22 protein-coding genes and 1 riboswitch are annotated in these 20,700 nt (G+C 70.6%); of the genes, 10 read left to right on the plus strand and 12 right to left on the minus strand.

Translation table 11 applies throughout. The features are described 5' to 3' along the window. From VGN50_RS02075 to VGN50_RS02085, 3 genes are all read right to left on the minus strand, one after another. Window positions 1-1,172 (minus strand): lytic transglycosylase domain-containing protein (locus VGN50_RS02075; RefSeq protein ID WP_327442977.1); only part of this gene is annotated, 1,172 nt, incomplete at its 3' end. Window positions 1,173-1,275: 103 nt separating this feature from the next. Beyond that, complete coding sequence (serC, locus tag VGN50_RS02080) at window positions 1,276-2,400, minus strand: phosphoserine transaminase (RefSeq protein WP_327442978.1); 1,125 nt, start codon at window positions 2,398-2,400, stop codon at window positions 1,276-1,278. Between the two features lie 128 nt (window positions 2,401-2,528). Beyond that, on the minus strand, window positions 2,529-3,626 hold the full coding sequence (locus VGN50_RS02085) for a citrate synthase 2 (RefSeq protein ID WP_327442979.1): 1,098 nt from the start codon (window positions 3,624-3,626) through the stop codon (window positions 2,529-2,531). A gap of 82 nt (window positions 3,627-3,708) precedes the next feature. On the opposite strand from VGN50_RS02085, the gene VGN50_RS02090 reads away from it, so the two are divergent. The 5 genes from VGN50_RS02090 (at window position 3,709) to eda (ending at window position 9,060) form a co-directional block, all read left to right on the plus strand. Continuing rightward, entirely contained in the window at window positions 3,709-4,308 is a 600-nt protein-coding gene (locus VGN50_RS02090; protein ID WP_327442980.1) for a pentapeptide repeat-containing protein, read from the plus strand. Window positions 4,309-4,330: 22 nt separating this feature from the next. Further along, window positions 4,331-5,608 carry an MFS transporter gene (locus VGN50_RS02095; protein ID WP_327442981.1) on the plus strand — a complete coding sequence of 426 codons (1,278 nt, stop codon included), beginning with the start codon at window positions 4,331-4,333 and terminating at the stop codon, window positions 5,606-5,608. Between the two features lie 48 nt (window positions 5,609-5,656). After that, window positions 5,657-6,337, plus strand: coding sequence for a pyridoxamine 5'-phosphate oxidase (pdxH, locus tag VGN50_RS02100; protein WP_327442982.1), 681 nt, complete (start codon window positions 5,657-5,659; stop codon window positions 6,335-6,337). A gap of 153 nt (window positions 6,338-6,490) precedes the next feature. Continuing rightward, on the plus strand, window positions 6,491-8,407 hold the full coding sequence (edd, locus tag VGN50_RS02105) for a phosphogluconate dehydratase (RefSeq protein WP_327442983.1): 1,917 nt from the start codon (window positions 6,491-6,493) through the stop codon (window positions 8,405-8,407). Then, window positions 8,404-9,060 (plus strand): bifunctional 4-hydroxy-2-oxoglutarate aldolase/2-dehydro-3-deoxy-phosphogluconate aldolase, encoded by a 657-nt coding sequence (eda, locus tag VGN50_RS02110; RefSeq protein WP_327442984.1) that lies wholly within the window; start codon window positions 8,404-8,406, stop codon window positions 9,058-9,060. Before edd ends, eda begins: the two co-directional genes overlap by 4 nt. Window positions 9,061-9,319: 259 nt before the next feature. Here the strand turns inward: eda and VGN50_RS02115 are convergent, their stop codons facing one another. Beyond that, window positions 9,320-10,060 (minus strand): SDR family NAD(P)-dependent oxidoreductase, encoded by a 741-nt coding sequence (locus tag VGN50_RS02115; RefSeq protein WP_327442985.1) that lies wholly within the window; start codon window positions 10,058-10,060, stop codon window positions 9,320-9,322. After that, on the minus strand, window positions 10,057-10,779 hold the full coding sequence (locus tag VGN50_RS02120; protein WP_327442986.1) for a hypothetical protein: 723 nt from the start codon (window positions 10,777-10,779) through the stop codon (window positions 10,057-10,059). Before VGN50_RS02120 ends, VGN50_RS02115 begins: the two co-directional genes overlap by 4 nt. Before the next feature lie 68 nt (window positions 10,780-10,847). Here VGN50_RS02120 and VGN50_RS02125 point away from each other — a divergent pair, with 68 nt between their 5' ends. The 3 genes from VGN50_RS02125 to VGN50_RS02135 all read left to right on the plus strand — a co-directional run bounded on the left by VGN50_RS02125 (window position 10,848) and on the right by VGN50_RS02135 (window position 13,476). Further along, the gene (locus tag VGN50_RS02125) at window positions 10,848-11,570 is read left to right on the plus strand and encodes a metal-dependent transcriptional regulator (RefSeq protein ID WP_327442987.1); all 723 of its coding nucleotides are present in this window, start codon (window positions 10,848-10,850) and stop codon (window positions 11,568-11,570) included. 108 nt (window positions 11,571-11,678) lie between these two features. Beyond that, a riboswitch (cyclic di-AMP (ydaO/yuaA leader) is annotated at window positions 11,679-11,875 on the plus strand. Between the two features lie 2 nt (window positions 11,876-11,877). Then, entirely contained in the window at window positions 11,878-12,624 is a 747-nt protein-coding gene (locus tag VGN50_RS02130; protein WP_327442988.1) for a C40 family peptidase, read from the plus strand. A gap of 168 nt (window positions 12,625-12,792) precedes the next feature. Beyond that, window positions 12,793-13,476, plus strand: coding sequence for a DsbA family oxidoreductase (locus VGN50_RS02135; protein WP_327442989.1), 684 nt, complete (start codon window positions 12,793-12,795; stop codon window positions 13,474-13,476). 4 nt (window positions 13,477-13,480) lie between these two features. On the opposite strand, the gene VGN50_RS02140 is transcribed toward VGN50_RS02135, so the two are convergent. After that, window positions 13,481-14,002: an O-acetyl-ADP-ribose deacetylase gene (locus VGN50_RS02140; protein ID WP_327442990.1), complete on the minus strand. Its 522-nt coding sequence runs from the start codon at window positions 14,000-14,002 to the stop codon at window positions 13,481-13,483. A 40-nt stretch (window positions 14,003-14,042) separates the two neighbouring features. On the opposite strand from VGN50_RS02140, the gene VGN50_RS02145 reads away from it, so the two are divergent. Beyond that, a complete protein-coding gene (locus tag VGN50_RS02145; protein ID WP_327442991.1) occupies window positions 14,043-14,879 on the plus strand; it encodes a DUF1028 domain-containing protein in 837 nt (278 codons plus the stop codon). Window positions 14,880-14,974: 95 nt separating this feature from the next. On the opposite strand, the gene VGN50_RS02150 is transcribed toward VGN50_RS02145, so the two are convergent. Together VGN50_RS02150 and VGN50_RS02155 are read right to left on the minus strand one after the other, a co-directional pair. Then, a complete protein-coding gene (locus tag VGN50_RS02150) occupies window positions 14,975-16,681 on the minus strand; it encodes an alpha-glucosidase (protein WP_327442992.1) in 1,707 nt (568 codons plus the stop codon). Between the two features lie 52 nt (window positions 16,682-16,733). After that, complete coding sequence (locus tag VGN50_RS02155; protein WP_327442993.1) at window positions 16,734-17,201, minus strand: MarR family transcriptional regulator; 468 nt, start codon at window positions 17,199-17,201, stop codon at window positions 16,734-16,736. Window positions 17,202-17,297: 96 nt separating this feature from the next. On the opposite strand from VGN50_RS02155, the gene VGN50_RS02160 reads away from it, so the two are divergent. Next, window positions 17,298-17,489, plus strand: coding sequence for a hypothetical protein (locus tag VGN50_RS02160; RefSeq protein ID WP_327442994.1), 192 nt, complete (start codon window positions 17,298-17,300; stop codon window positions 17,487-17,489). A 53-nt stretch (window positions 17,490-17,542) separates the two neighbouring features. On the opposite strand, the gene VGN50_RS02165 is transcribed toward VGN50_RS02160, so the two are convergent. The 4 genes from VGN50_RS02165 to VGN50_RS02180 form a co-directional block, all read right to left on the minus strand. Next, entirely contained in the window at window positions 17,543-17,851 is a 309-nt protein-coding gene (locus tag VGN50_RS02165) for a hypothetical protein (protein WP_327442995.1), read from the minus strand. Window positions 17,852-17,999: 148 nt separating this feature from the next. Beyond that, window positions 18,000-18,428, minus strand: a complete 429-nt coding sequence (locus tag VGN50_RS02170) for an SRPBCC family protein (RefSeq protein ID WP_327442996.1) — start codon at window positions 18,426-18,428, stop codon at window positions 18,000-18,002. 1,149 nt (window positions 18,429-19,577) lie between these two features. Continuing rightward, window positions 19,578-20,315: a VIT family protein gene (locus VGN50_RS02175; RefSeq protein WP_327442997.1), complete on the minus strand. Its 738-nt coding sequence runs from the start codon at window positions 20,313-20,315 to the stop codon at window positions 19,578-19,580. Between the two features lie 91 nt (window positions 20,316-20,406). Beyond that, on the minus strand, window positions 20,407-20,700 hold a 294-nt coding region (locus VGN50_RS02180; RefSeq protein WP_327442998.1), incomplete at its 5' end, for a hypothetical protein.

Consider the following 20,700-nt stretch of genomic DNA (forward strand, 5'->3'; position numbering starts at 1 on the left):
GACGTGGTGGGTGTCGGCGTGTGGCCGGTCAGCCCGCCAACCACGCCGCCAACCACGCCGCCGACCGTCGCGACCGGCTGGGGGACCGGCACGCCGGCGACCGTGCCCGAGCTCGACCCGCCGCCACTGCCGGATGTCGTGCCGCCGGTCGTCCCGCCGCCGGTCAGCGCGCCCGCGCCGCCGCTCGATCCGCTGCCGGCCGCCACGACTGGCGAGCCGCCTGACGAGGGCTTGGTGCCGCCGGAAGGCCTCTTCGCGGGGGCGGGCTGAGCGGCCAGCACCGGGTTGTAGTGCGCCATGACCTGGGGGTCGCCGCTGGGCAGGTAGGGCGTGCCGTTGCGCTGCGCGGCGTTCAGGCCGCTGTCGGGGACCACGGTGTAACCGCCGCGGTAACCGGCAGCGATGGCCATCACCTCGTCGACATACGCCTGGCTCTGGTTGTAGCGCATGACGGCGTTGCGGGCACCCGAGTCGGTGCTCAGGTCGCCAGGCCCCGAGCAGAGGTAGACCGCCGTCGCCGCGGCGGCGTCGTCGATGTTCTGCGGGTCCTTCTTGCCGTCCCCGTTGGCGTCGACGCCGACGACCCTCCAGGTGCTCGGGATGAACTGCATGGGGCCGACCGCGCGGTCCCACACGGTGTCGTGGTCGAGCACGCCGGCGTCGGTGTCGTGGATGACGGTCGTGTTGTTCGCACCGTTCAGCGGAATGCCGTAGATGCCCGGGCGCACGCTGCCGTCGCGGTCGATGCCGTTACCGGCATACCTCCCGTGGTCGGACTCGACCTTGCCGATGGCTGCGATCAGAGCCCAGTCGATGTGGCAGCCGGCGTCTGCGGCGTCCACGAGCGAGGCTGCGCGCTGGTAGGCCGCGAGGGCCAACGCCGGGATGCCGTTGGCAGTGAGGGCCGTCGGCAGCGATGCCGCCGACTGGCCGAGCGGGGTGGCTGACTGCTCGGCGGGTGCGGGCAGGTCAGGAAGCGGCGGGAGGGACGGCTCGGCCGGCTGCGAGATGGGGGTCGAGGGCACGGTGACGACGGGCCTCGAGTCGGCGACCCGATGCGTCGCGGCGGTGCCCGCGCCGGTGGTGGCCAAGGCCACGCCGGTGCCGATCAGTGCCACCGCTGGCAGTCCGGCGGCAATGGTTCGCCACGGGAGTCGCGTCACGCGTGTCATCGTCTGGCTCCTCGACATCATCGTCCCACCCGGCGGGGGAGTCGCTGGGCTTAACGAGCAGGTGAAGGAGAGGTTACGCGCGCAATATCACGTGTGCCAGAAATCAGCCCACGACGTGCTCAATGCACGCAATCAGGGCCGAGACGTCCTCGGGGTCCACAGCGGGGAACACGGCGACGCGAAGCTGGTTGCGGCCGAGCTTGCGATAGGGCTCCACATCGACCACGCCGTTGGCCCGCAGGGTCTTGGCGATGGCGGCGGCGTCGACGTCGTCGGCGAAGTCGATGGTAGCGACGACCTGCGACCGGGCAGCCGGGTCGGCGACATACGCAGTGGTGTAGGCCGTGCGCTCGGCCCAGTCGTAGAGGCGCCCAGAGGAGTCGGCCGTGCGCTCGACGGCCCATTTGAGACCGCCCTGGTCGTTGATCCAGTCGATCTGGGAGCGGAGCAGGGCGAGCGTGCCGAGGGCCGGCGTGTTGTAGGTCTGGTTGAGGCGGCTGTTGGAGATGGCTGTCGGGAGGCTGAAGAAGTCGGGGACCCAGCGGCCCGTGGCAGCGATCTCGTCGACCCGGGCCAGGGCCGCGGGGGAGAACGCGGCCAGCCACAGGCCGCCGTCGGCAGCGAAGCACTTCTGGGGGCCGAAGTAGTAGACGTCGACCTCGTTGAGGTCGACCGGCAGCCCGCCCGCCCCAGAGGTGGCGTCGACCAGCAGCAGCGCGTCGTCGTCCGCGCCGTCGACGCGCTTCACCGGGGCCATGACGCCCGTCGAGGTCTCGTTGTGGGGCCAGGCGTAGACATCGACGCCCGGCTCGGCCTTGGGCTGCGACAAGGTGCCCGGCTCGGCCTTGATGATCGTGGACTCGCCCAGGAACGGTGCGTTGTTGGTGACGCTCGCGAACTTGCTCGAGAACTCGCCGAACGCCAGGTGCTGAGCACGCTCGCGCACGAGCCCGAAGGCCGCGATGTCCCAGAACGCCGTCGAACCGCCGTTGCCCAGGATGATCTCGTAGCCCTCTGGCAGGCTGAACAGCTCGGCCAGACCCTCGCGGACCGCGCCGACGAGGTTCCGCACCGGCGCCTGGCGGTGGGAGGTGCCCAGCAGGGTGGTGCCGAGGCTGGCGAGGTAGTCGACCTGCTCGGGACGGACCTTCGAGGGGCCGGAGCCGAACCGGCCGTCCTTGGGCAGGAGGTCGGCGGGGATGGTCTTCGTGGCAGTCGTCTCGGTCACGCGAGACAGTCTCTCATTGCGTCCGAGGCGTGGGACATGGGGTCCACTACCCGGACGACAGGCAGCAACCCGCGCTCACGGCAGCAACCTCTGCAAGCAGAAGTTGCTGCCGAGAGCCGGGAAGGGGGTCAGGCGCGGAAGCCGGCCACGGCTTCGAGGCTGCGAGGGGCCTCGCCGACATAACGCGAGCTGGGGCGGATCAGCCGGCCGGTCTTCTTCTGCTCGAGGATGTGAGCCGACCAACCGGCGCTGCGGGCGGCGGCGAACAGCGGCGTCATCATCGTGCCGGGCACGTCGGCGAAGTCGAGCAGGACGGCTGCCCAATAGTCCACGTTGGTCTCCAGCACGCGGTCGGGCTGCCGCTCCCGCAGCTCGGCCAGGGCCGCCTGCTCGAGCTCGAGGGCCACCTGGAACCGCGGGGCGCCGAGGCGCTCGCAGGTGTCGCGCAGAACCGCAGCGCGAGGGTCGTACGCACGGTAGACGCGGTGGCCGAAGCCCATCAGCCGCTCGCCTCGGTCGAGGACGTCCTTGACGTAGGCGCGGGCATCGCCGGTGCGCTCCACGCCCTCGATCATGTGCTGGGCGCGCGAGGGAGCCCCGCCGTGCAGTGGTCCGGACAGCGCGCCGATGGCGCCTGACAGGCACGCAGCCACATCGGCTCCGGTCGAGGCGATGACGCGGGCCGTGAAGGTCGAGGCGTTCATGCCGTGCTCGGCGGCGGAGATGAAGTAGGCATCGATGGCCTCGACATGCTTGGGGTCGGGCTCTCCACGCCAGCGGATCATGAACCGCTCGACGATCGTGCGACCCTCGTCGACGCGGCGTTGGGGCACCATCGGTGAGTCCTGGCCGTGGGCGGACTGCGCGATGAAGGACAGTGCCATGACCGACGCGCGAGCCAGGTCGTCGCGCGCCTGCTCGGCGTCGATGTCGAGCAGCGGCTTGAAACCCCACAGCGGCGCGAGCTGAGCCAGGGCCGACTGCACGTCCACGCGGATGTCGCCCGAGTGCACCGGCAGCGGGAACGGCTCGGCCGGCGGCAGGCCCGGGTCGAACTCGTTGTCGACCAGCAGCCCCCACACCTGACCGAACGACACCCGTCCCACCAGGTCCTTGATGTCGACGCCGCGGTAGCGCAGCGAGCCGCCCTCCTTGTCAGGCTCGGCGATCTCTGACTCGAAGGCGATGACGCCCTCGAGGCCTGGCTTGAAGTCGGTGTCGGACATGGGTGTCCTCTCGGCCTGGTCGTGAAGGGATGGGCGGTCGGCCCGGATCCTACTGGCGAGTTCATTCTGCACTGTCGGGCCGATGCGTCACTATTGCCGGGTGCTGAGTGCCGAGACGGACTACGACGGCGAGGTGCTGACCGGGGACCTCTCGGGCCAGTCCGCGCCTCAGGCCCGCTTCCTCGAGTGCACCTTCCAACGGTGCGACCTGAGCGAGGTGAAGCTGCCCCGAGCGCGCTTCGGCGACACCGGCCTGTATGCCGTGCACGGCGCGGGCGTCGACCTCGCCGAGTCGACGTGGCTGGACTGCGTGGTGCAGGGCGCGCGGCTGGGGGCGGTCCAGCTCTATGGCTCCGAGCTGAGGCGGGTGCGGTTCGAGGGATGCAAGATCGAGTTCCTCAACCTGCGCGGCGCCACTCTCGTCGACTGCCAGTTCGTGGACTGTCAGCTGGTGGAACCTGACCTCTCCGAGGCGACGCTGACCCAGGTCTCCTTCGAGGGGACGCGGCTCGTCTCACCCGAGCTCGGCAGGGCCACCCTCAGCAAGGTCGACCTCAGTGCGGCCGAGCTCATCGGTCCGCGTGGGCTCACCGGGCTCCGTGGCGCCACCATCTCGGCAGTCCAGCTCATCGACCTCGCCCCGGCCCTCGCCGTCGAGCTGGGCATTCACGTCGGTGGTTGACGGGCAGCCATAGGGTCGCTCTGTGCCGCTGCTCCTCGACCTCACCCCGTTGCGGGTCAACGCGGCATACCGGCGGTTGTATGCGGGTTTCACGTTCTCCAACATCGGCTCACAGCTGGCCGTGGTGGCCATCGGGCTCCAGGTCTACGACCTGACGAGATCGACTGCCGCCGTGGGTCTGGTCGGGCTCTGCGCCCTGGTCCCGCTCGTGGTGATGGGGCTCTACGGCGGCACGCTGATCGACCACTTCGACCGCCGCACCGTCGGTCTCGTGGCCCAGAGCGTCGCCTTCCTCTCCAGCGTGCTGTGCGCCACCCAGGCGTGGCTCGGCAACGGGCACGTCTGGGTTCTCTATGCCTTGGTGGCGCTCTGGAACGGCGCGTATGCCGTGTCCTCACCCGCCCGGACCTCGATCTACCCGCGGATCCTGGCCCGCGAGCAGCTGCCGGCGGCGAACGCGCTGTCGGTGTTCGCGATGAACTCAGCGATGACGGTCGGGCCGCTGATGGCGGGCTTTCTCGTGGACTGGGGCGGCTTCCGCGCGGCCTACACGACCGACGCGGTCATCACGACGGCTGCGCTGTGGGGGCTCGCCCGGCTCGAGCCGCTGCCCCCGGAGCCGGCCACGGACGGCTCGGCTCCCTCCCGCCCGGGACTGCGCTCGGTGCTCGACGGGCTCGCGTTCCTCACGACCCGGCCCAACGTGCGCATGACGTTCGTCGCCGACATCTGCGCGATGCTGCTGGCGCAGCCGCGGGTGCTGTTCCCCGCCGCCGGCGCGGTCATCTTCGGCGGCGGTGCCAGGACGGTCGGGGCGCTGAGCGCGGCGGCCGCGATCGGGGGGATCGGCGCGATGTTCTTCTCCGGACGGCTGGGCCACGTCCGACGGCAGGGTCTCGCGATCCTGGTGGCCATCGTCGGCTGGGGAGCGGCCATCAGCGGGTTCGGCGTCGCCATGCTCGCCGCCGGTGGGGTGCTCAGCCGGGGGGAGGCGCTGTGGTTCGGGCTGGCGGCGATGGCGGTCGCGGGCGGCTCCGACTCCGTGAGCGCGGTGTTCCGGACCACGATCCTGCAGGCAGCCACGCCGGACCATCTGCGCGGCCGGCTGCAGGGGGTCTTCATTGTCGTGGTGGCAGGCGGACCCCGGCTCGGAGAGCTGGCGGGCGGCCTCGTCTCCAGCGGGATCGGCGAGGCCATGACCGCGGTCGTCGGCGGCTTGGCCTGCATCGCCGCCATCGTGCTGCTCGCCCGGCTGCAGCCCGGGTTCGTGCGGTACGACGCCCGCCATCCGACACCGTAAGTCGCACCGAGCGCGAGCGGGCCCCTAGGCGACCGTAGTCTCGGGGGCATGGCTGACCTGCTGCGCTCGGACTACATCGGTGACGGGCTGTCTGAGGCCGAGGTGGCCCCGACGCCCTTCCAGCAGGCGCAGCGCTGGGTCTCCGAGGCGGTCCAGCGAGCGCAGACCCTGGCCGACGTGCCGGAGCCGCTCGCCCTCTCGGTGGCCACCGTCGACGAGCACGGGCGACCGAACGTCCGCACGGTGCTGATGCGCTTCTTCGACGAGCGGGGTCCCGGTTTCGTCACGAACACAGAGTCGGCCAAGGGCCAGGAGATCGCTGCCAACAGCGGGATCGCCGTGTCGCTCACGTGGCCGTCGATGTACCGGGCGATCCGCTTCAGGGGGACGGCGCTGCCGCTGGGGCGTGAGGAGGTCACGACCTACTTCGGGTCACGGCCGTGGGGCTCGCGGATCTCAGCGTGGGCGTCGCGGCAGTCGCAGCCCGTGTCAGGTCGCCAGGAGCTGGAGGCGGCCTATGCCCGGTATGTCGCGCAGTGGCCGGACCGTGGTTCACCCGACGACGTGCCGGTCCCGGACTTCTGGGGTGGGTACCGGGTGGAGTGCGACGAGGTGGAGTTCTGGGGTGGCCGCCTCAACCGGCTGCACGACCGCCTGGTGTTCCGCCGGGTGTCGGACGGCTCGCTGGACGACGGGGACGCCTGGGCGCTGTCTCGTCTGCAACCCTGACGGCAACCCTGAGGGGCTGGCTACCGGTCCGTATGCCGGGACGGTGCTTGCCGATCCCTGAGACGTCGCCACACTTGTGAACGGAATCACAACGCGCGCGTCACCGTCGCCGTTCGCGCGGTCCCCGTCCCGACCGCCGCCCTCAGGAGCCCCATGGCCCCCGTCGTCCACCCCGTCGTCGCCGATGTCACCGCCCGCGTGACCGAGCGCAGCCGCGCCACCCGCACGGCATACCTCGAGCGGTTGTCCCGCGCCGCCTCCGAGCTGAGCCTTCGCCCCGCGCGCACCGACCTCGGTTGTTCCAACCTGGCGCACGCGGTCGCCGCCTGCGGCGGCTCCGACCGGACCATGATGGCCGCCGACACCGGCGTGAGCCTCGGGATCATCACGTCCTACAACGACATGCTGTCGGCGCACGCGCCGTTCGAGCACTACCCGTCAGCGATGAAGCAGACGGCGCGCGAGGTCGGTGCGGTCGCCCGCGTGGCGGGTGGGGTGCCGGCCATGTGTGACGGCATCACGCAGGGCCGCAGCGGCATGGAGCTCAGCCTGTTCAGCCGGGACGTCATCGCGATGTCGACCGCGATCGCCCTGTCCCACGACGTGTTCGACGGGGCGCTGCTGCTCGGGGTCTGCGACAAGATCGTGCCTGGGCTGGTGGCCGGCGCACTGTCGTTCGGGCACCTGCCTGTGGCCCTGGTGCCGGCCGGCCCCATGTCCAGCGGTCGCTCGAACGCCGAGAAGGCAGAGACCCGCAAGGCCTACGCCGCCGGCGAGGTGGGGCGCGACGAGCTGCTCGCGAGCGAGGTCGCGTCGTACCACTCGCCCGGCACCTGCACCTTCTATGGCACGGCCAACTCGAACCAGATGCTCATGGACGTCATGGGGTTGCACCTGCCCGGCGCCGCCTTCGTGCACCCGGATGACCCGCTGCGCGACGCACTCACTGCAGCGACCACCCGCCGCGTTGCCGAGATCGCCGCGTCCGACGCGCCGTACGGCATCGGCCAGGTCGTCAGCGAGAGGTCAGTCGTCAACGGCGTCGTGGCGCTGCTGGCGACGGGCGGCTCGACGAACCACACCATGCACCTGATCGCGATGGCGGCCGCTGCCGGGATCGACCTGACGTGGGAGGACTTCGACGACCTGTCGGCTGCGGTTCCTTCTGTGGCGCGGATCTACCCCAACGGCCCTGCCGACGTGAACCACTTCCATGCGGCAGGTGGCACGCCGTTCCTCGTGCGCACGCTGCTCGACAGCGGTCTGCTTCACGGTGACGTGCTGACGCTCGCCGGCCAGGGCCTGCACCACTACACCCGGCGGCCGGAGCTGGTCGACGGCAAGCTTCGGTTCGTCGACGCGGCCCCCTCGTCGGGCGATCCCGACGTGCTGCGTCCCGCCACCGACCCGTTCGCTCCCGACGGCGGCCTGCGGGTGCTGCGCGGCACGCTGGGCCACGCGGTCATCAAGGTGTCCGCGGTGGCCGAGAAGGACCGCGTGGTCGAGGCGCCCGCGCGCGTCTTCACCGACCAGGTCGGGTTCCTGCAGGCGTTCTCCCGTCGCGAGCTCGACCGCGACGTCGTCGTGGTCATCCGCGAGCAGGGGCCCAGTGCGAACGGCATGCCCGAGCTGCACGCCCTCACCCCGTCGCTCGGGGTGCTCCAGAAGCGCGGGTATGCCGTGGCGCTGGTCACCGACGGCCGGATGAGTGGCGCGTCGGGCGCGATCCCGGCGGCGATCCACGTGACGCCCGAGTCGGTGCACGCGGGTCCCATCTCGAAGATCCAGGACGGCGACGTGATCCGGGTGGACTCGACCACCGGGCGACTCGATGTTCTCGTGGACGACGCCGAGCTGGCCGCTCGACTGCCCTCGCGCCGGGTCACCGACGACGGTGTCGGGACGGGACGTGAGCTGTTCGCCAGCATGCGTGCCGCAGTGGGTCGGGCTGACGAGGGTGCGCACGTGTTCACCACCCTCGGCCGGGCGTACCGCGAGGGTGTGCACGGCGGGGCCGACCTCGATGACACCTATCTCAAGACCATGCCGCAGGAGGAAGACGTCCGATGACCCAGGCACCCACCACGAAACCCGTACTGCGAAGCGAGGCCGACATCCTCGACCTCGCCCCCGTGATCCCGGTGGTCGTCGTCGACTCCGTCGAGCAGGCGGTGCCGCTGGCCCGGGCGCTGCTGCGCGGCGGCATACCGGTCATCGAGCTCACGCTGCGCTCCGCGGCCGGCCTCGGCGCCATCGAGGCGGTCGCCTCCGAGGTGGAGGGCATGGTCGTCGGAGCCGGCACGGTCGTCACGCCCGAGCAGGTGAGCCAGGTGGTCGCGGCGGGTGCCCAGTTCATCGTCACGCCGGGGTCGCCACTGCGGCTGCTGGGCGCTGCACTCGACAGCGGGCTGCCGCTGCTGGCGGGGGCCGGGACGCTCACCGAGATGCTGACGCTGGCCGAGGCCGGGCTCGAGGCGATGAAGTTCTTTCCCGCCGAGGCGAGCGGGGGGCGTCCCTACCTGTCGGCGGTCAGCGGGCCTTGTCCGCAGCTGCGGTTCTGCCCGACAGGTGGGATCACGCCCGAGACGGCCGCGTCGTGGCTGGCGCTGCCGAACGTGGGGTGTGTGGGCGGCTCCTGGCTGACGCCCAAGGATGCCGTGGCGCGAGGAGAATGGGCGCGCATCGAGGCGCTCGCGGCCGAGGCAGTCGCCCTCCGCCCCTGAGGCCACACCCGTTCCACACAGCGAACAGCCCGTGGGCCTGCCTGCCGTATCGAGCGGCCGGCATGCACAGGGGACGACCTGTGCGGCCCACGGGCTGCGGTGAACTGCTGGGGATTGCGCTACCGCACCTCGAGCAGTCGAGGTGCGCTAGAGCGCAGTCACCTCACGCGTCCAATTGGAAATCACTAGTTGGACCACCTCCCTTCCGTGTAGCTCGACGCTAAACGGCGAAGGTCGGGTGGCGCAACGGCTTTGCCGGTCAGCTCTCGCGGTGCACCCGGTGCGCAGCAGCCTGGGCCCGCGGCTTGATGACCATGAGGTCGATGTTGACGTGGGCCGGGCGCTGGACCATCCACACGATCGCCTCGGCGATGTCCTGGGCCACGAGGGGTTCGGCGACCCCGGCATAGACGGCATCGGCCCGTGTCTGGTCGCCCCCGAACCGCGTCAGCGAGAACTCCTCGGTGCGCACCATCCCCGGCGCGATCTCCTCGATCCGCACCGGCTGGTCGACGAGCTCGAGGCGCAGGGTCTCGGTCAGCGCCGCCACCGCGTGCTTGGCCGCGATGTAGCCCGACCCGCCTTCGTATGCCCCGCGCCCTGCTATCGAACCGACGTTGACGATGGTCCCGGCACCGGACGCGATCAGAGCTGGCAGCAGCGCCTGGGTCGCCTGGAGCGTGCCGATGACGTTGGACTCGTACATCGACCTCCAGTCGGCGACGTCGGTCTCCGCGACGGGAGCGAGGCCGAGCGCCCCACCCGCGTTGTTGACCAGGACGTCGAGGCGGTCGCCCACCTCGTCGGCCAGCCTGGCGATGTCCTCGGCCTTGGAGACGTCGCACGCGACGGCGCGGCCCCCGATCTGCGCGGCGAGCTCCTCGATGCGGTCGGCGCGTCGCGCCGCACACACCACCTCGTACCCGGCCGACGCCAGCTGGCGCGCGGTCTCGGCGCCGATGCCGCTGCTGGCTCCTGTCACGACGGCGAGCCTGCTCATGCCTGACCTCCCAGGGGTCGAATGGTGTCGGGGTCCACGGCGACCCATGTCGCCTCGGCGTGCGCGAGGAGGTGGCCGTCGGCGGCATACAACGCGGTGCCGCTGAGGTGCTTGCGCCCGCTGGAGCCACGCTGCCACGCCATCACGACGTGGGGGCGACGGGGAGCGGGCATCGCCGCGACGCGCGCGGTCATGGTGCCCAGGACCATGGGCCGGCCGGCGATCCCGCTGGCCCAGCCGCCGGGGCAGTCCAGCGCGGCCCAGACCGTTTCGAGCGACACGTCGTCGTCGGGGGTCCAGGCGCAGGCGTACTCGCCCGCCCCTGCCTCGACGCGACCGGGTCGCAGTCGCAGCCCGTCGCCCTCCGCACGTGCAGGGCCGCAGGAGTAACAGGTGGGAAATGGGTGCCCGGACCGCCCTTCGTACCGCTCGCCGGCCGCTTCCGCGTCAGCGAACGACACCACAGCCGGTATGCCGTCGACACCGGGAGCGGCCTCGCGGCTCGCCTCGAGCACGAGGTGCTCGCCGTCGCGCACGCGCAGTAGGCCGCCGTCCTGCTCCACCTGGAGCTCGCGGTCGAGCGGCGGGGGAGTGCGCAGCCGAACCGTCACCGCCTCGTCGGGGCCCGGTGCGAGCAACGCCGCCGCGTGCCCGCTGACCCAGCCGCCGTTGCCTGACTCGGGTGGCCCGCAGAACCGGGCCGGCACGACGAAGCTCATGCGCCGAAGGTAGTGCCCGCGTCTGACGACGGTCACGGCAGTCCGGCCGAGGTGAGAGGCTTGGGCGTGTGACGGACCTGATCGACACCACGGAGATGTACCTCAAGACGATCTTCGAGCTGGAGGAGGAGGGCATCCCTCCGCTGCGCGCCCGCATCGCCGAGCGTCTCGGGCACTCCGGTCCCACCGTCTCCCAGACGGTGGCTCGTATGGAGCGCGACGGTCTGTTGAGCCTCGCTGGTGACCGTCACCTCGAGCTCTCCGAAACGGGCCGTCTGCTGGCCACCCGGGTGATGCGCAAGCACCGGCTGGCCGAGCGCCTGCTCGTGGACGTCATCGGGCTGGAGTGGGAGTACGTCCACGACGAGGCCTGTCGCTGGGAGCACGTGATGTCCGAGCGGGTCGAGCGCAAGATCCTGGCCATGCTCAAGGACCACCACGACTCGCCGTACGGCAACCCCATCCCGGGGCTGGACGAGCTCGGGGACGACGAGCCGAGCGAGGACTTCCGCTCGGGGCTGCGCACCCTGACCGAGCTGGCGACCGAGCGCCCCGAGACGGTTCTGGTCCGGCGCATCGGCGAGCCCGTGCAGGTGGACCACGAGGCCCTGAGCCTGCTGACCCTGGCCCGGCTGCTGCCCGGCGAGCGCGTCCGCGTGCATCGTGCCGACGGGCGGGTCGTCGTGGTCCGCGAGAACGCCCCCGAGTCCACCGGGGTCTCGCTGCCCGACGACGTGGCCCAACACGTGTTTGGCGCTCTCGTAGACGTTTCTCAAACGGTGCTTGGCTGATTCTTGGACGCGCCGTGACCTCAACGTGACATTGGGCCGCACTCTTGTGTACCCTCGCGGAGACCTCTCCTCTCCTGGGAGGGGTTGGCTCGATGTGGATCGCCTAGTCCTGTCACCACGCCCGAGTCCTCAGCAAGACCGCTTGACAGGAGCGGGGGACCCACTTTTGGGCCCTCTCCGGAGGGTCCTTGGGGTTAAGTCTCCACGCATCGCACCCGCTAGGACGGGTGGCCGACGTGAAGGCCGGGTGATCTACCTCCACCCGAACCCGACAGCTCACCTCGTAGGCGCTGGAGGTTCATTCATCGTGGCTTCTCACGCTCAGGGCCGTCACCGCGCGCCCGGTCGTTACAACCCCGTCGCCGAGATCAGCGGCATCGTGGCGAAATCCGCCCAGCCTGCCGTCAAGACCTCGGCCGTCATCGCCGCCTCCGGCGGGCTCGTCGCCTCGTTCGCCCTTCCGGCGTCCGCGGCCACTGCTGCCCAGTCGACGCAGAAGGCCCCCACCATCGCGGCCCCCGCCGCCGTGCGCGCTCCCCAGGTCGCGGCCCCTGCGGCTGCCGACTCCTTCGGCCTCATCGGCTTCAAGGCCACCCCGAAGCCGGCGCCCGCGCCCGTGGCGGTCGTCGTCCCGGCCGCGGCGGTGCAGCAGGCGCCCCGCGTCGCGCCGCAGGCCAGCCGGTCCACGACCCGGGTCGCCGTTCCAGCCGTGTCCGCGCCAGCCGCCGGTGGCATCCTCGGCATCGCCGCCCAGTACCAGGGCGTCCCGTACCAGTACGGCGGCACCACCCCGGCGGGCTTCGACTGCTCCGGCTACACGGCATACGTGTTCCGGCAGGTCGGCATCTTCCTGCCGCGCACGGCGTCGGAGCAGCAGGCGGCCTCGACCCCGGTGTCCAACCCGCAGCCCGGTGACCTGGTGTTCTTCGGGTCGCCCGCGTACCACGTCGGCATCTACGCCGGCAACGGCATGATGTGGGACAGCCCCCACTCGGGATCCTCGGTCGGTCTCCGACCGATCTGGTCCTCCAGCGTCACCTACGGCCGCCCCTGATCCCAGGGCCCGTCAGGAGCCACGCACCGAAGGCCTCCCCCCGTTCGCCGGGTGGGGGCCTTCGGCGCGTCCGGCGAGTCTCGGGGTGCTCGGGGTGACCTCCCGGCGGTATCCCGCGAGCCGCAACCCCCCCGTGCTACCGGCCCACGATCGTGTTTGTATGGGTGCATGAGCGTTGTCGAGATCGATGTGTGGGCTGACGTGGTCTGTCCGTGGTGCTACATCGGCAAGCGGCGCCTCGAGTACGCCATCGCCGAGAGCGCGCACCCTGCCGATGTGAGCGTGACCTACCACGCGTTCGAGCTCGACCCCGGCACGCCGCGGGGTGACGGGTCGACCGTGCTGTCCTGGCTGGCGGAGCGCTACGGCACCGACCTCGACGGCGCCCGCGAGCTCGCCGAGCGGCCGGCCACGATGGCCCGGCCCGACGGCATCGACATCGAGGTCGACCGTCAGCTGCGCGCCAACTCCTTCGACGCCCACCGAATCGTGGCGCTCGGGCTGGCGCAGGGTGGCCACGCCCTGCAGGCGGCCGTGCTGGAGCGGCTCTACAGCGCCTACTTCACCGAGGGCAAGGCGATCGACGACATCGAGACGCTGCAGCGCCTCGGGGCCGAGGCAGGGCTGGACGGCCGCCGGCTGTCGTCGGTGCTGGCCGGCACGGAGTACAGCGACCACGTGCGGGCCGACGAGCGCGCCGCCACCGAGGTCGGCATCACGGGTGTGCCGTTCTACATGGCGAACCGCCGGGTAGCGCTGCAGGGCGCCCACACCGTGGAGACCATCGGCCAGCTCATCAGCTCCGGTCGCGAGGGTGACGGCGCGCACGAGGCGCTGAGCCAAGGCGCCTAGGGGGCTAGGCGTCCAGCTGGGTCTGGAAGGCGGCCAGCACCTGGTGGCTGAACAGCACGAACCGCACCAGCTCCGGCCCATCGCCTGCCTCGAGACCTGAGCGCACCGCGGCGACCGCGATCCGAGCGACCTCGGCCGCGTCCCACCCGTAGATCCCCGCGCTCACCGCCGGGAACGCGATGCTGCGGGCGCCGACCCCACTCGCGACGGCCAGGCTGCGGGAGAAGCACGAGGCCAGCAGCGCCGGGTCGGTCTGACCCGCGTGCCGGTTGGGGCCGACCGTGTGGATGACCCACTGGGCCGGCAGTCTCCCCGCACCTGTCGCCACGGCGTCGCCGACGGCCAAGCCGCTGCGATGCGTCGTCTCCCGCAGGCGCCGGCACTCCTCCAGCAGGGCGGGGCCGGCCGCTGCGTGGATGGCGCCGTCGACCCCTCCGCCGCCCATCAGCGAGGAGTTCGCGGCGTTGACGACGGCGTCGACCTGCTCGGTGGTGATGTCGCCGAGGGCGGCTTCGATGATGGCCATCCACCCACCGTATGCCGATGGTCTCGGCTAGCGTCGGCGCGTGACGTTCTCCATCGTGGGTCAGGTCGGCGACGCGTTCGGCGTGGCGGTGGCCAGCAAGTTCCCGTTCGTCGGTGCCGTGGTCCCTGCCGCCGAGCTCGGGGTCGGGGCCGTCGCGACCCAGGCGATGGCGCGGGTCGCCTATCGTGAGGAGGCACTCGCGGCCCTGCGGCGAGGGGCGTCTGCCGCCGAGGCCGTGCTGGCCTGCATCGAGCCGGACGCCGATCGCGACCACCGCCAGCTCGGCGTGGTCGGGGCTGACTCGGAGGCGACGTACACCGGCATACGGTGCCTGCCTTGGGCTGGTGGGGTGTCCGGGCGGGATGCGACCGGGGGCTACGCCATCCAGGGCAACATCCTCACCGGTCCCGAGGTGGTCGCGGAGATGGAGCGCGCCTGGCTCGGGTCGGCCGGGGCCGGGCTCACCGACCGCCTGTGCGCGGCTCTGCTCGCGGGGGACGCCGCCGGCGGAGACTCCCGTGGTCGGCAGGGCGCAGCGCTGTATGCCGTGCGGCCGGGTGCCGGCTACGACGAGTGCGGGGTGCTCGCCGACGTGCGGGTCGACGACCACCCGGACGCCCCGCGCGAGCTGGCGCGGCTGCTGCGGCTGAACGACCTCATGTTCGGCGCACCCGAAGACGTCCAGCCGTTGGCGGGTGACTTGGCCGAGGAGGTCGGCGCCCGCCTCGCGACGCTCGGCCATGAGGGTGCGGTCTCGCAGGCGCTCGCCGCGTGGGCGTCGCAGGAGAACTACGAGACGCGGCTCAGCCCGGACGGGATCGACAGCAAGGTGCTGGATGCCCTGCGGGAGGCGACGCCCGGCTCCTCACTGCAATAAGCGTCGAGTGGTCACGAACAACGCTCGAACATGCTGCCGCGCGCTGCAATAAGCGTCGAGTGGTCACGAACAGGGCGCGCGGCCCCGGTTCGGCATCAGGTCCGCTTGAGGATCCGCGCCTCCCAGGCCCGCAGGGGAGCGGTCACCGAGTCGGCCGGCTCGAGGTTGCCCAGCAGCAGCTCGGTCCCCGACCACGCGGCGAGGTCGTCGAGCACGTCGTCCAGGGCAAGCTCCTCGGCGGAGAAGTTGGCCACCACGAGGAGGTCGGTGCCGGCATACGAGCGGGTGTAGGCGTAGAGGGCAGGGTGGTCGGGGGCCAGCATGGTGAAGTCACCGTGGGCCACCGCGGGCTCGGAGTGACGCAGCTCGATGACCCGGCGGTAGTGGTGGAACACCGAGTCGTCGTCGGCCACTGCCGCCGCCGCGTTGATCTCCGGGTAGTTCGGGTTGACCGGTGCCCACGGGGTGCCCTGGGTGAACCCGGCATGCGGGCTGTCGTCCCACTGCATCGGTGAGCGGGCGTTGTCTCGGCTGCCCACCCGCAGCGCGCCCAGGACGGTGTCCGAGTCGAGACCGGCGGCCATGGCCGCCTCGTAGTAGTTGACCGACTCGATGTCCAGGAAGGCGTTCTCGTCGGGGAACGGCACGTTGGTCATGCCGATCTCCTCGCCCTGGTAGACGTAGGGCGTGCCACGGTGCAGGTGCAACACGGTGCCGAGGAGCTTGGCGGCGGGGACGCGGTACTGGGGCTCGTCGGTGGCGAACCGTGAGACCGCGCGGGGCTGGTCGTGGTTGTTCCAGTAGAGCGAGTTCCAGCCGCGCTCGGCCAGGCCGGCCTGCCACCGGGCCATGCTCGCCTTGAGGTCGCGCAGGTCGAGCGGGACGCGGTCCCATTTGTGGGCGCCGTGGTCGAGACCGACATGCTCGAACTGGAAGACCATGTCGAGCTCGTGGCGCTCGGGGTCGGTGAACAGAACCGCCTCGTCGACGGTGACCGCGGGCATCTCGCCGACGGTGAGGAGCTTCTCGGGGCGGCCGTCGAAGACCTCGCGGTGCATCTCCTGCATGAACTCGTGGATGCGCGGGCCGCAGAGGAAATGAGGACCGCCATCGCCATAGAGGCCGCCGTGGGTGAGGTGCCCGTCCGGGAGCGCGGTGTCCTTGGAGATCATGTTGATGACGTCCATGCGGAACCCGTCGATGCCGCGGTCGAGCCACCAGCGCATCATCGTGTAGACGGCCTCGCGTACCTCGGGGTTCTCCCAGTTGAGGTCGGGCTGCTTGCGGCTGAACAGGTGCAGGTAGTACTCGCCGGTCGTCTCGTCGAGCTGCCAGGCTGACCCGCTGAAGAAGGACTCCCAGTTGGTCGGCTCGGCGCCGTGCGTGCCGGCCTCCATGCCCTTGCGCGCGGGACGCCACCAGTACCAGTCGCGCTTCGGGTTGTCGGTGCTGGAGCGGGACTCGACGAACCACGGGTGCTCGTCGGAGGTGTGGTTCACGACGAGGTCCATGACGATCCGTATGCCGCGTGCGTGTGCCTGCTCGACCAGCTCGTCCACGTCGGCGAGGGTGCCGAAGGTCGGGTCGATGTCCTGGTAGTCGCTGATGTCGTAGCCGTTGTCGTCCTGCGGGCTGGTGTAGATGGGCGAGAGCCACAGGACGTCGACACCGAGCTGGGCGAGGTAGTCGAGGCGGCTGATGATCCCCCGGAGGTCGCCGATGCCGTCGCCGTTGCTGTCGCTGAAGCTGCGCGGGTAGATCTGGTAGACGACGGCTTCGCGGAACCACTGGTCATCGGTCATGGGTGGAGTCTTCCGACCCACGTGGTCGGCGGCAACCAGTCGGTCCCGCCCGCTAGCGAGGGGCCGCCGCCTCGATCAGGCGCGTGAGGGTGTCGCGGAGATCGGAGAGCTCACCGATCCCCATACCGAGCCGCTCCATGATTGCGGCGGGCACGCGCTCCGCCTGACGGCGAGCGTCGGCGCCGCGCTCGGTGAGCGACACCGCGAGTGCCCGCTCGTCCTTGGGGTCGCGTCCGCGCACGACCATGCCGGCCACCTCCAGTCGCTTGAGCAGCGGGGAGAGGGTGGCCGGCTCGAGGCTGAGCCGTTCGGCGAGGTCGGCGACCCGCAGGGGCGACTGCTCCCAGAGGGCGAGCATGACGAGGTACTGCGGGTGGGTCAGCCCCATCGGCTCGAGCAGCGGGCGGTAGAGGCCGATCACCGTGCGGGAGGCGACGGCCAGGGCGAAGCACACCTGCCGGTCGAGCTTGAGCAGGTCGGCGTGGGCGGCGGTCGGGGCGGAGTCCGTTGTCGAGGTCATGGTGTTGTCGAGGTCATGGGCGGCCTTCTGGTTGGGGAGACGCGCGGCATACGGTTAGACTGCGAATAGTAAGTACACTAACTAACGGAGCGCACCATGGGCAAGGCAGACAACGAAGGACTCTCGGTGGGATACCGGATCATGTGGCGCATCCGGCGGATGACCATGCAGATGTACGGGCCTGCCCAGCTGGGTGAGGGCAACGACCCGCTGTCCCGCCTCCAGCAGGAGCGCGATCGCAAGGTCGCGGCGGCCAAAGCGGCGCGGCGCGCTCGCGAGGCCGGCTGAGCCGAGGCGCGCTCGACCGGCGGCCGGGACAGGCGGCTGAGCGCTCGCTGAGCTCAGGCGGAGTGCTCGGGCTGGATCTCGGTCTTCTCGACGATCTTCTCGACGATCTCCTCGGGCACGTTCTGCGCCTCGGCGGCCTTGGCGTCCTCCTGCTGCTTCACCTCGACGCGGGCGGCCTGCCATGCGGACCAGTGTCCGGAGACCAGGGCCCACAGCGACAGCGCCGAGACATAGACGACGGAGTTCAGCCAGCCCATCATGAGCGAGATCGGGATCATGACGATCCAGAAGATGGCGAGCCAGCCGTTGACGCGCCGCATGAAAACGGGGTCTCCCTGCACCATGGCCCAGAGTGACTTCATGCCGGTCATCCAACCTCCATCTCGGGTAGTGCCTGCTTAGCCGCTGGCGTTGTGCACTATCTACCTCACATCGTGGCGTTCATTACATCGCGGCGCGACTGAGCGACCGCTGAGTGTTCTACCACGTCCGGGGTCCTGACCTTGGGTTTCAGCCCTGTTCGATGAGTCGCTTGGCGGTGTCGAGGGAGGCCATCTCGCCGTCCATCGACTTCTGGACCTGGCCGCCCATGAAGAGCTTCTTGATGCCTGTGAGCTCGGCTCGCAGGGAGAACCGCACCTCGGTCGTCGCCTCGCCAGCGGGCGTGAGGACGAACTCGCCGGTCGGGCGCGCGGGGCCGGCCACGACCGCGAAGGCGTAGCGCGTGGGCGGCTCGAAGGTGGTCACCTCGATGTCAGCCGGTATGCCGCGGCCACCGGGGCCAGAGACCACCTGGTGGATGCGGGCGCCTGGCCCTGCCGTGCCGCTGATCTCCTTGACGTGGGTGCGCCAGGACGGGTCGTTAGCCGGGGTGCTGAAGAACCGGAAGACCTCGTCGACCGGGCGGTTGATCGTGATGGTGCGTTCCGCGCTGGGCATGGCGTCTCCTCGAGCCGACTCGCTGGCCCGACAGGCGCGCCGGGCGCTCTCGCCCGACAGATGCCGGGCACTCTCGATCCTGCCAGGAATCCGTTCCGGAAGTCTGGGTCGCCGACGCGGGGGGAGTGGTCGACGACCCAGACCGTCCGGAGCGGCGCATCGTGGACGCCGACGGGGGAAGCCTGCCGCGAGGTGGGCGGCATACGGAAGCCGGTATTCGGGTTTCGAATGTCGGCTTGCGCAGCGGCCGGCTGCTGCGGTAGCACCCTCCGATGGCTCGTCATCCCGACCCTGACCAGCCACGGGGGGCTGACGAAGGCCACGGAAACCCGATGACCGGCGACGAGGACCGATGCGACGGCATGACCGCGGCGGGTGCGCGAGCTGGCCACTGCGCTCGAAGAGGTCGGCACCCGGATCTCTTGACGTCAAGAGGCGGGCGCCCCGCCCACTGACTCGGCGGGGGCGCTCGTCGCTCGGTCCGCCCGCGACCCTCGCTGCTGGAGCCCATAGGCGGTCCTCCGGTGGCTACCCGTGCCAGGGCAGCCCAACCTCGTCCGTTCGGACGACAACGCCCCGGCCACGTCTTGGCGGGGGCGCTGTCTCTAACACGGCAGTTCAGTGCCGCCCTGGCATCATGTCACGCGCGACAACGGCACCCATGCTCGGAACCCTGCCGGAGATGGGCTTCTCGGCCGCTAACGGGCCGCGCTCGCGGCCGGCGTCGTAGCCGTCTGTGGCATAGCGGCATCGATCGACGGCTTCGGGCTTAGGTGAACGTGGACTGTGAGGCGGTGGTCGTCCACCCGGTCGGTCATGGTGGTGGTCTCCACGGCGTTGCCACATGCCGGGCACGTGGTCTCCGTCTTCTCACGCATGAGGTGTCACCGTACAAGTCTGGCGGTGGCTGGCGCCTGCGGCGATGGCTCAACGGCACCCCCGGCTGACTACCCGGCGCATGGGTCGCCCGGTGGCAAGCCAAAGCGCCCACGCCTTCGTGCATTTCCCCAGACGTGGGCACCCTTGCTTCCCCAGGCAGCAGTATGCGGTCCGGCCCCGAGAGGGCGCCATGGCTCATGCGGGTCATATCTCCCGAGGCCCAAGGAGAGGATGGTGGCCGCGGGGGCCAGCGGGCCCGCGCATACCGAGCTAGCCGATGGCTGTGCCGAAGAGGTGACCCACGGTGTAGGTGAAGGCCAGGCCTGCAGCTCCTCCTACGACGATCCGCAGAACCGCCTTGCGCACGGAGCTTCCGCCGATACGGGCGCTCGAGGCGCCGGCGACTGCGAGGGCAACGAGGACCGCGACGATGGTGACGGGCACGCGGATCGTTTGCGGTGGCAGCAGGATCGCCAGCAGAGGAAGGACCGCGCCGAGGGTGAACGACAGGGCCGAGGCTCCGGCGGCCTGCCAGGGGCTGGCGATGTCATCAGGGTCGAGGTTGAGCTCGGCGTCGAGGTGGGCCGCGAGCGCGTCGTGCGCGGTCAGCTCCTCGGCGACCGTGCGCGCCGTGGCTTCGCTGATGCCCTTCGCCTGGTAGATCGCGGCGAGCTCCTCCAGCTCGGCGTCCGGGTCATTGCTGAGCTCACGTTTCTCCTGGGCCAGGACCGCGTGGTCGCTGTCGCGTTGGCTGCTGACCGACACGTACTCTCCCAGGGCCATGGACACCGCTCCGGCCACCAGTCCGGCGATGCCTGCCGTGAAGATGGGGCCACGCGCCGAGGTGGCGCCGGCCACCCCGACCACGATTCCCGCGACCGACACGATGCCGTCGTTGGCGCCCAGGACCCCCGCGCGTAGCCAGTTCAGCTTCGAGGCACGGCCAGAGCCGTGTGGCTCATCCTCGTGGGTGCCTACCTCGGGCGTGCTGTCTTCGGTTGATGTCACTGTCCGTTACCGCCTCACGATTGCTGTTCGGCACTGCCTGTGCACCGCGCCCCGTGGCCATGGACATGGTCCGTCCAGGACTCGAGCTGGGTCAGGTCGCGGGCTCGGGAGCGATCTCGGTCTTCTCCACGATCGTCTCGACGACCTCCTGGGCGAGGTCCCGCTCCTTGGCGGCCTCGGCGTCGGCTTGCTGCTGCACCTCGACCCGGGCCGCCTGCCACGCCGACCAATGCCCCGAGACCAGAGCCCACAGCGACAGGGCCGAGACATACACGACCGAGTTGAGCCACCCTCTCCACATCGAGATCGGGATCATCACGATCCAGAAGACCGCCAGCCAGCCGTTGACCCGTCGCATGAACACCGGGTCACCCTGGACCGATGC

The sequence above is a fragment of the Pedococcus sp. genome (assembly GCF_036000045.1).
GTDB lineage: Bacteria > Actinomycetota > Actinomycetes > Actinomycetales > Dermatophilaceae > Pedococcus.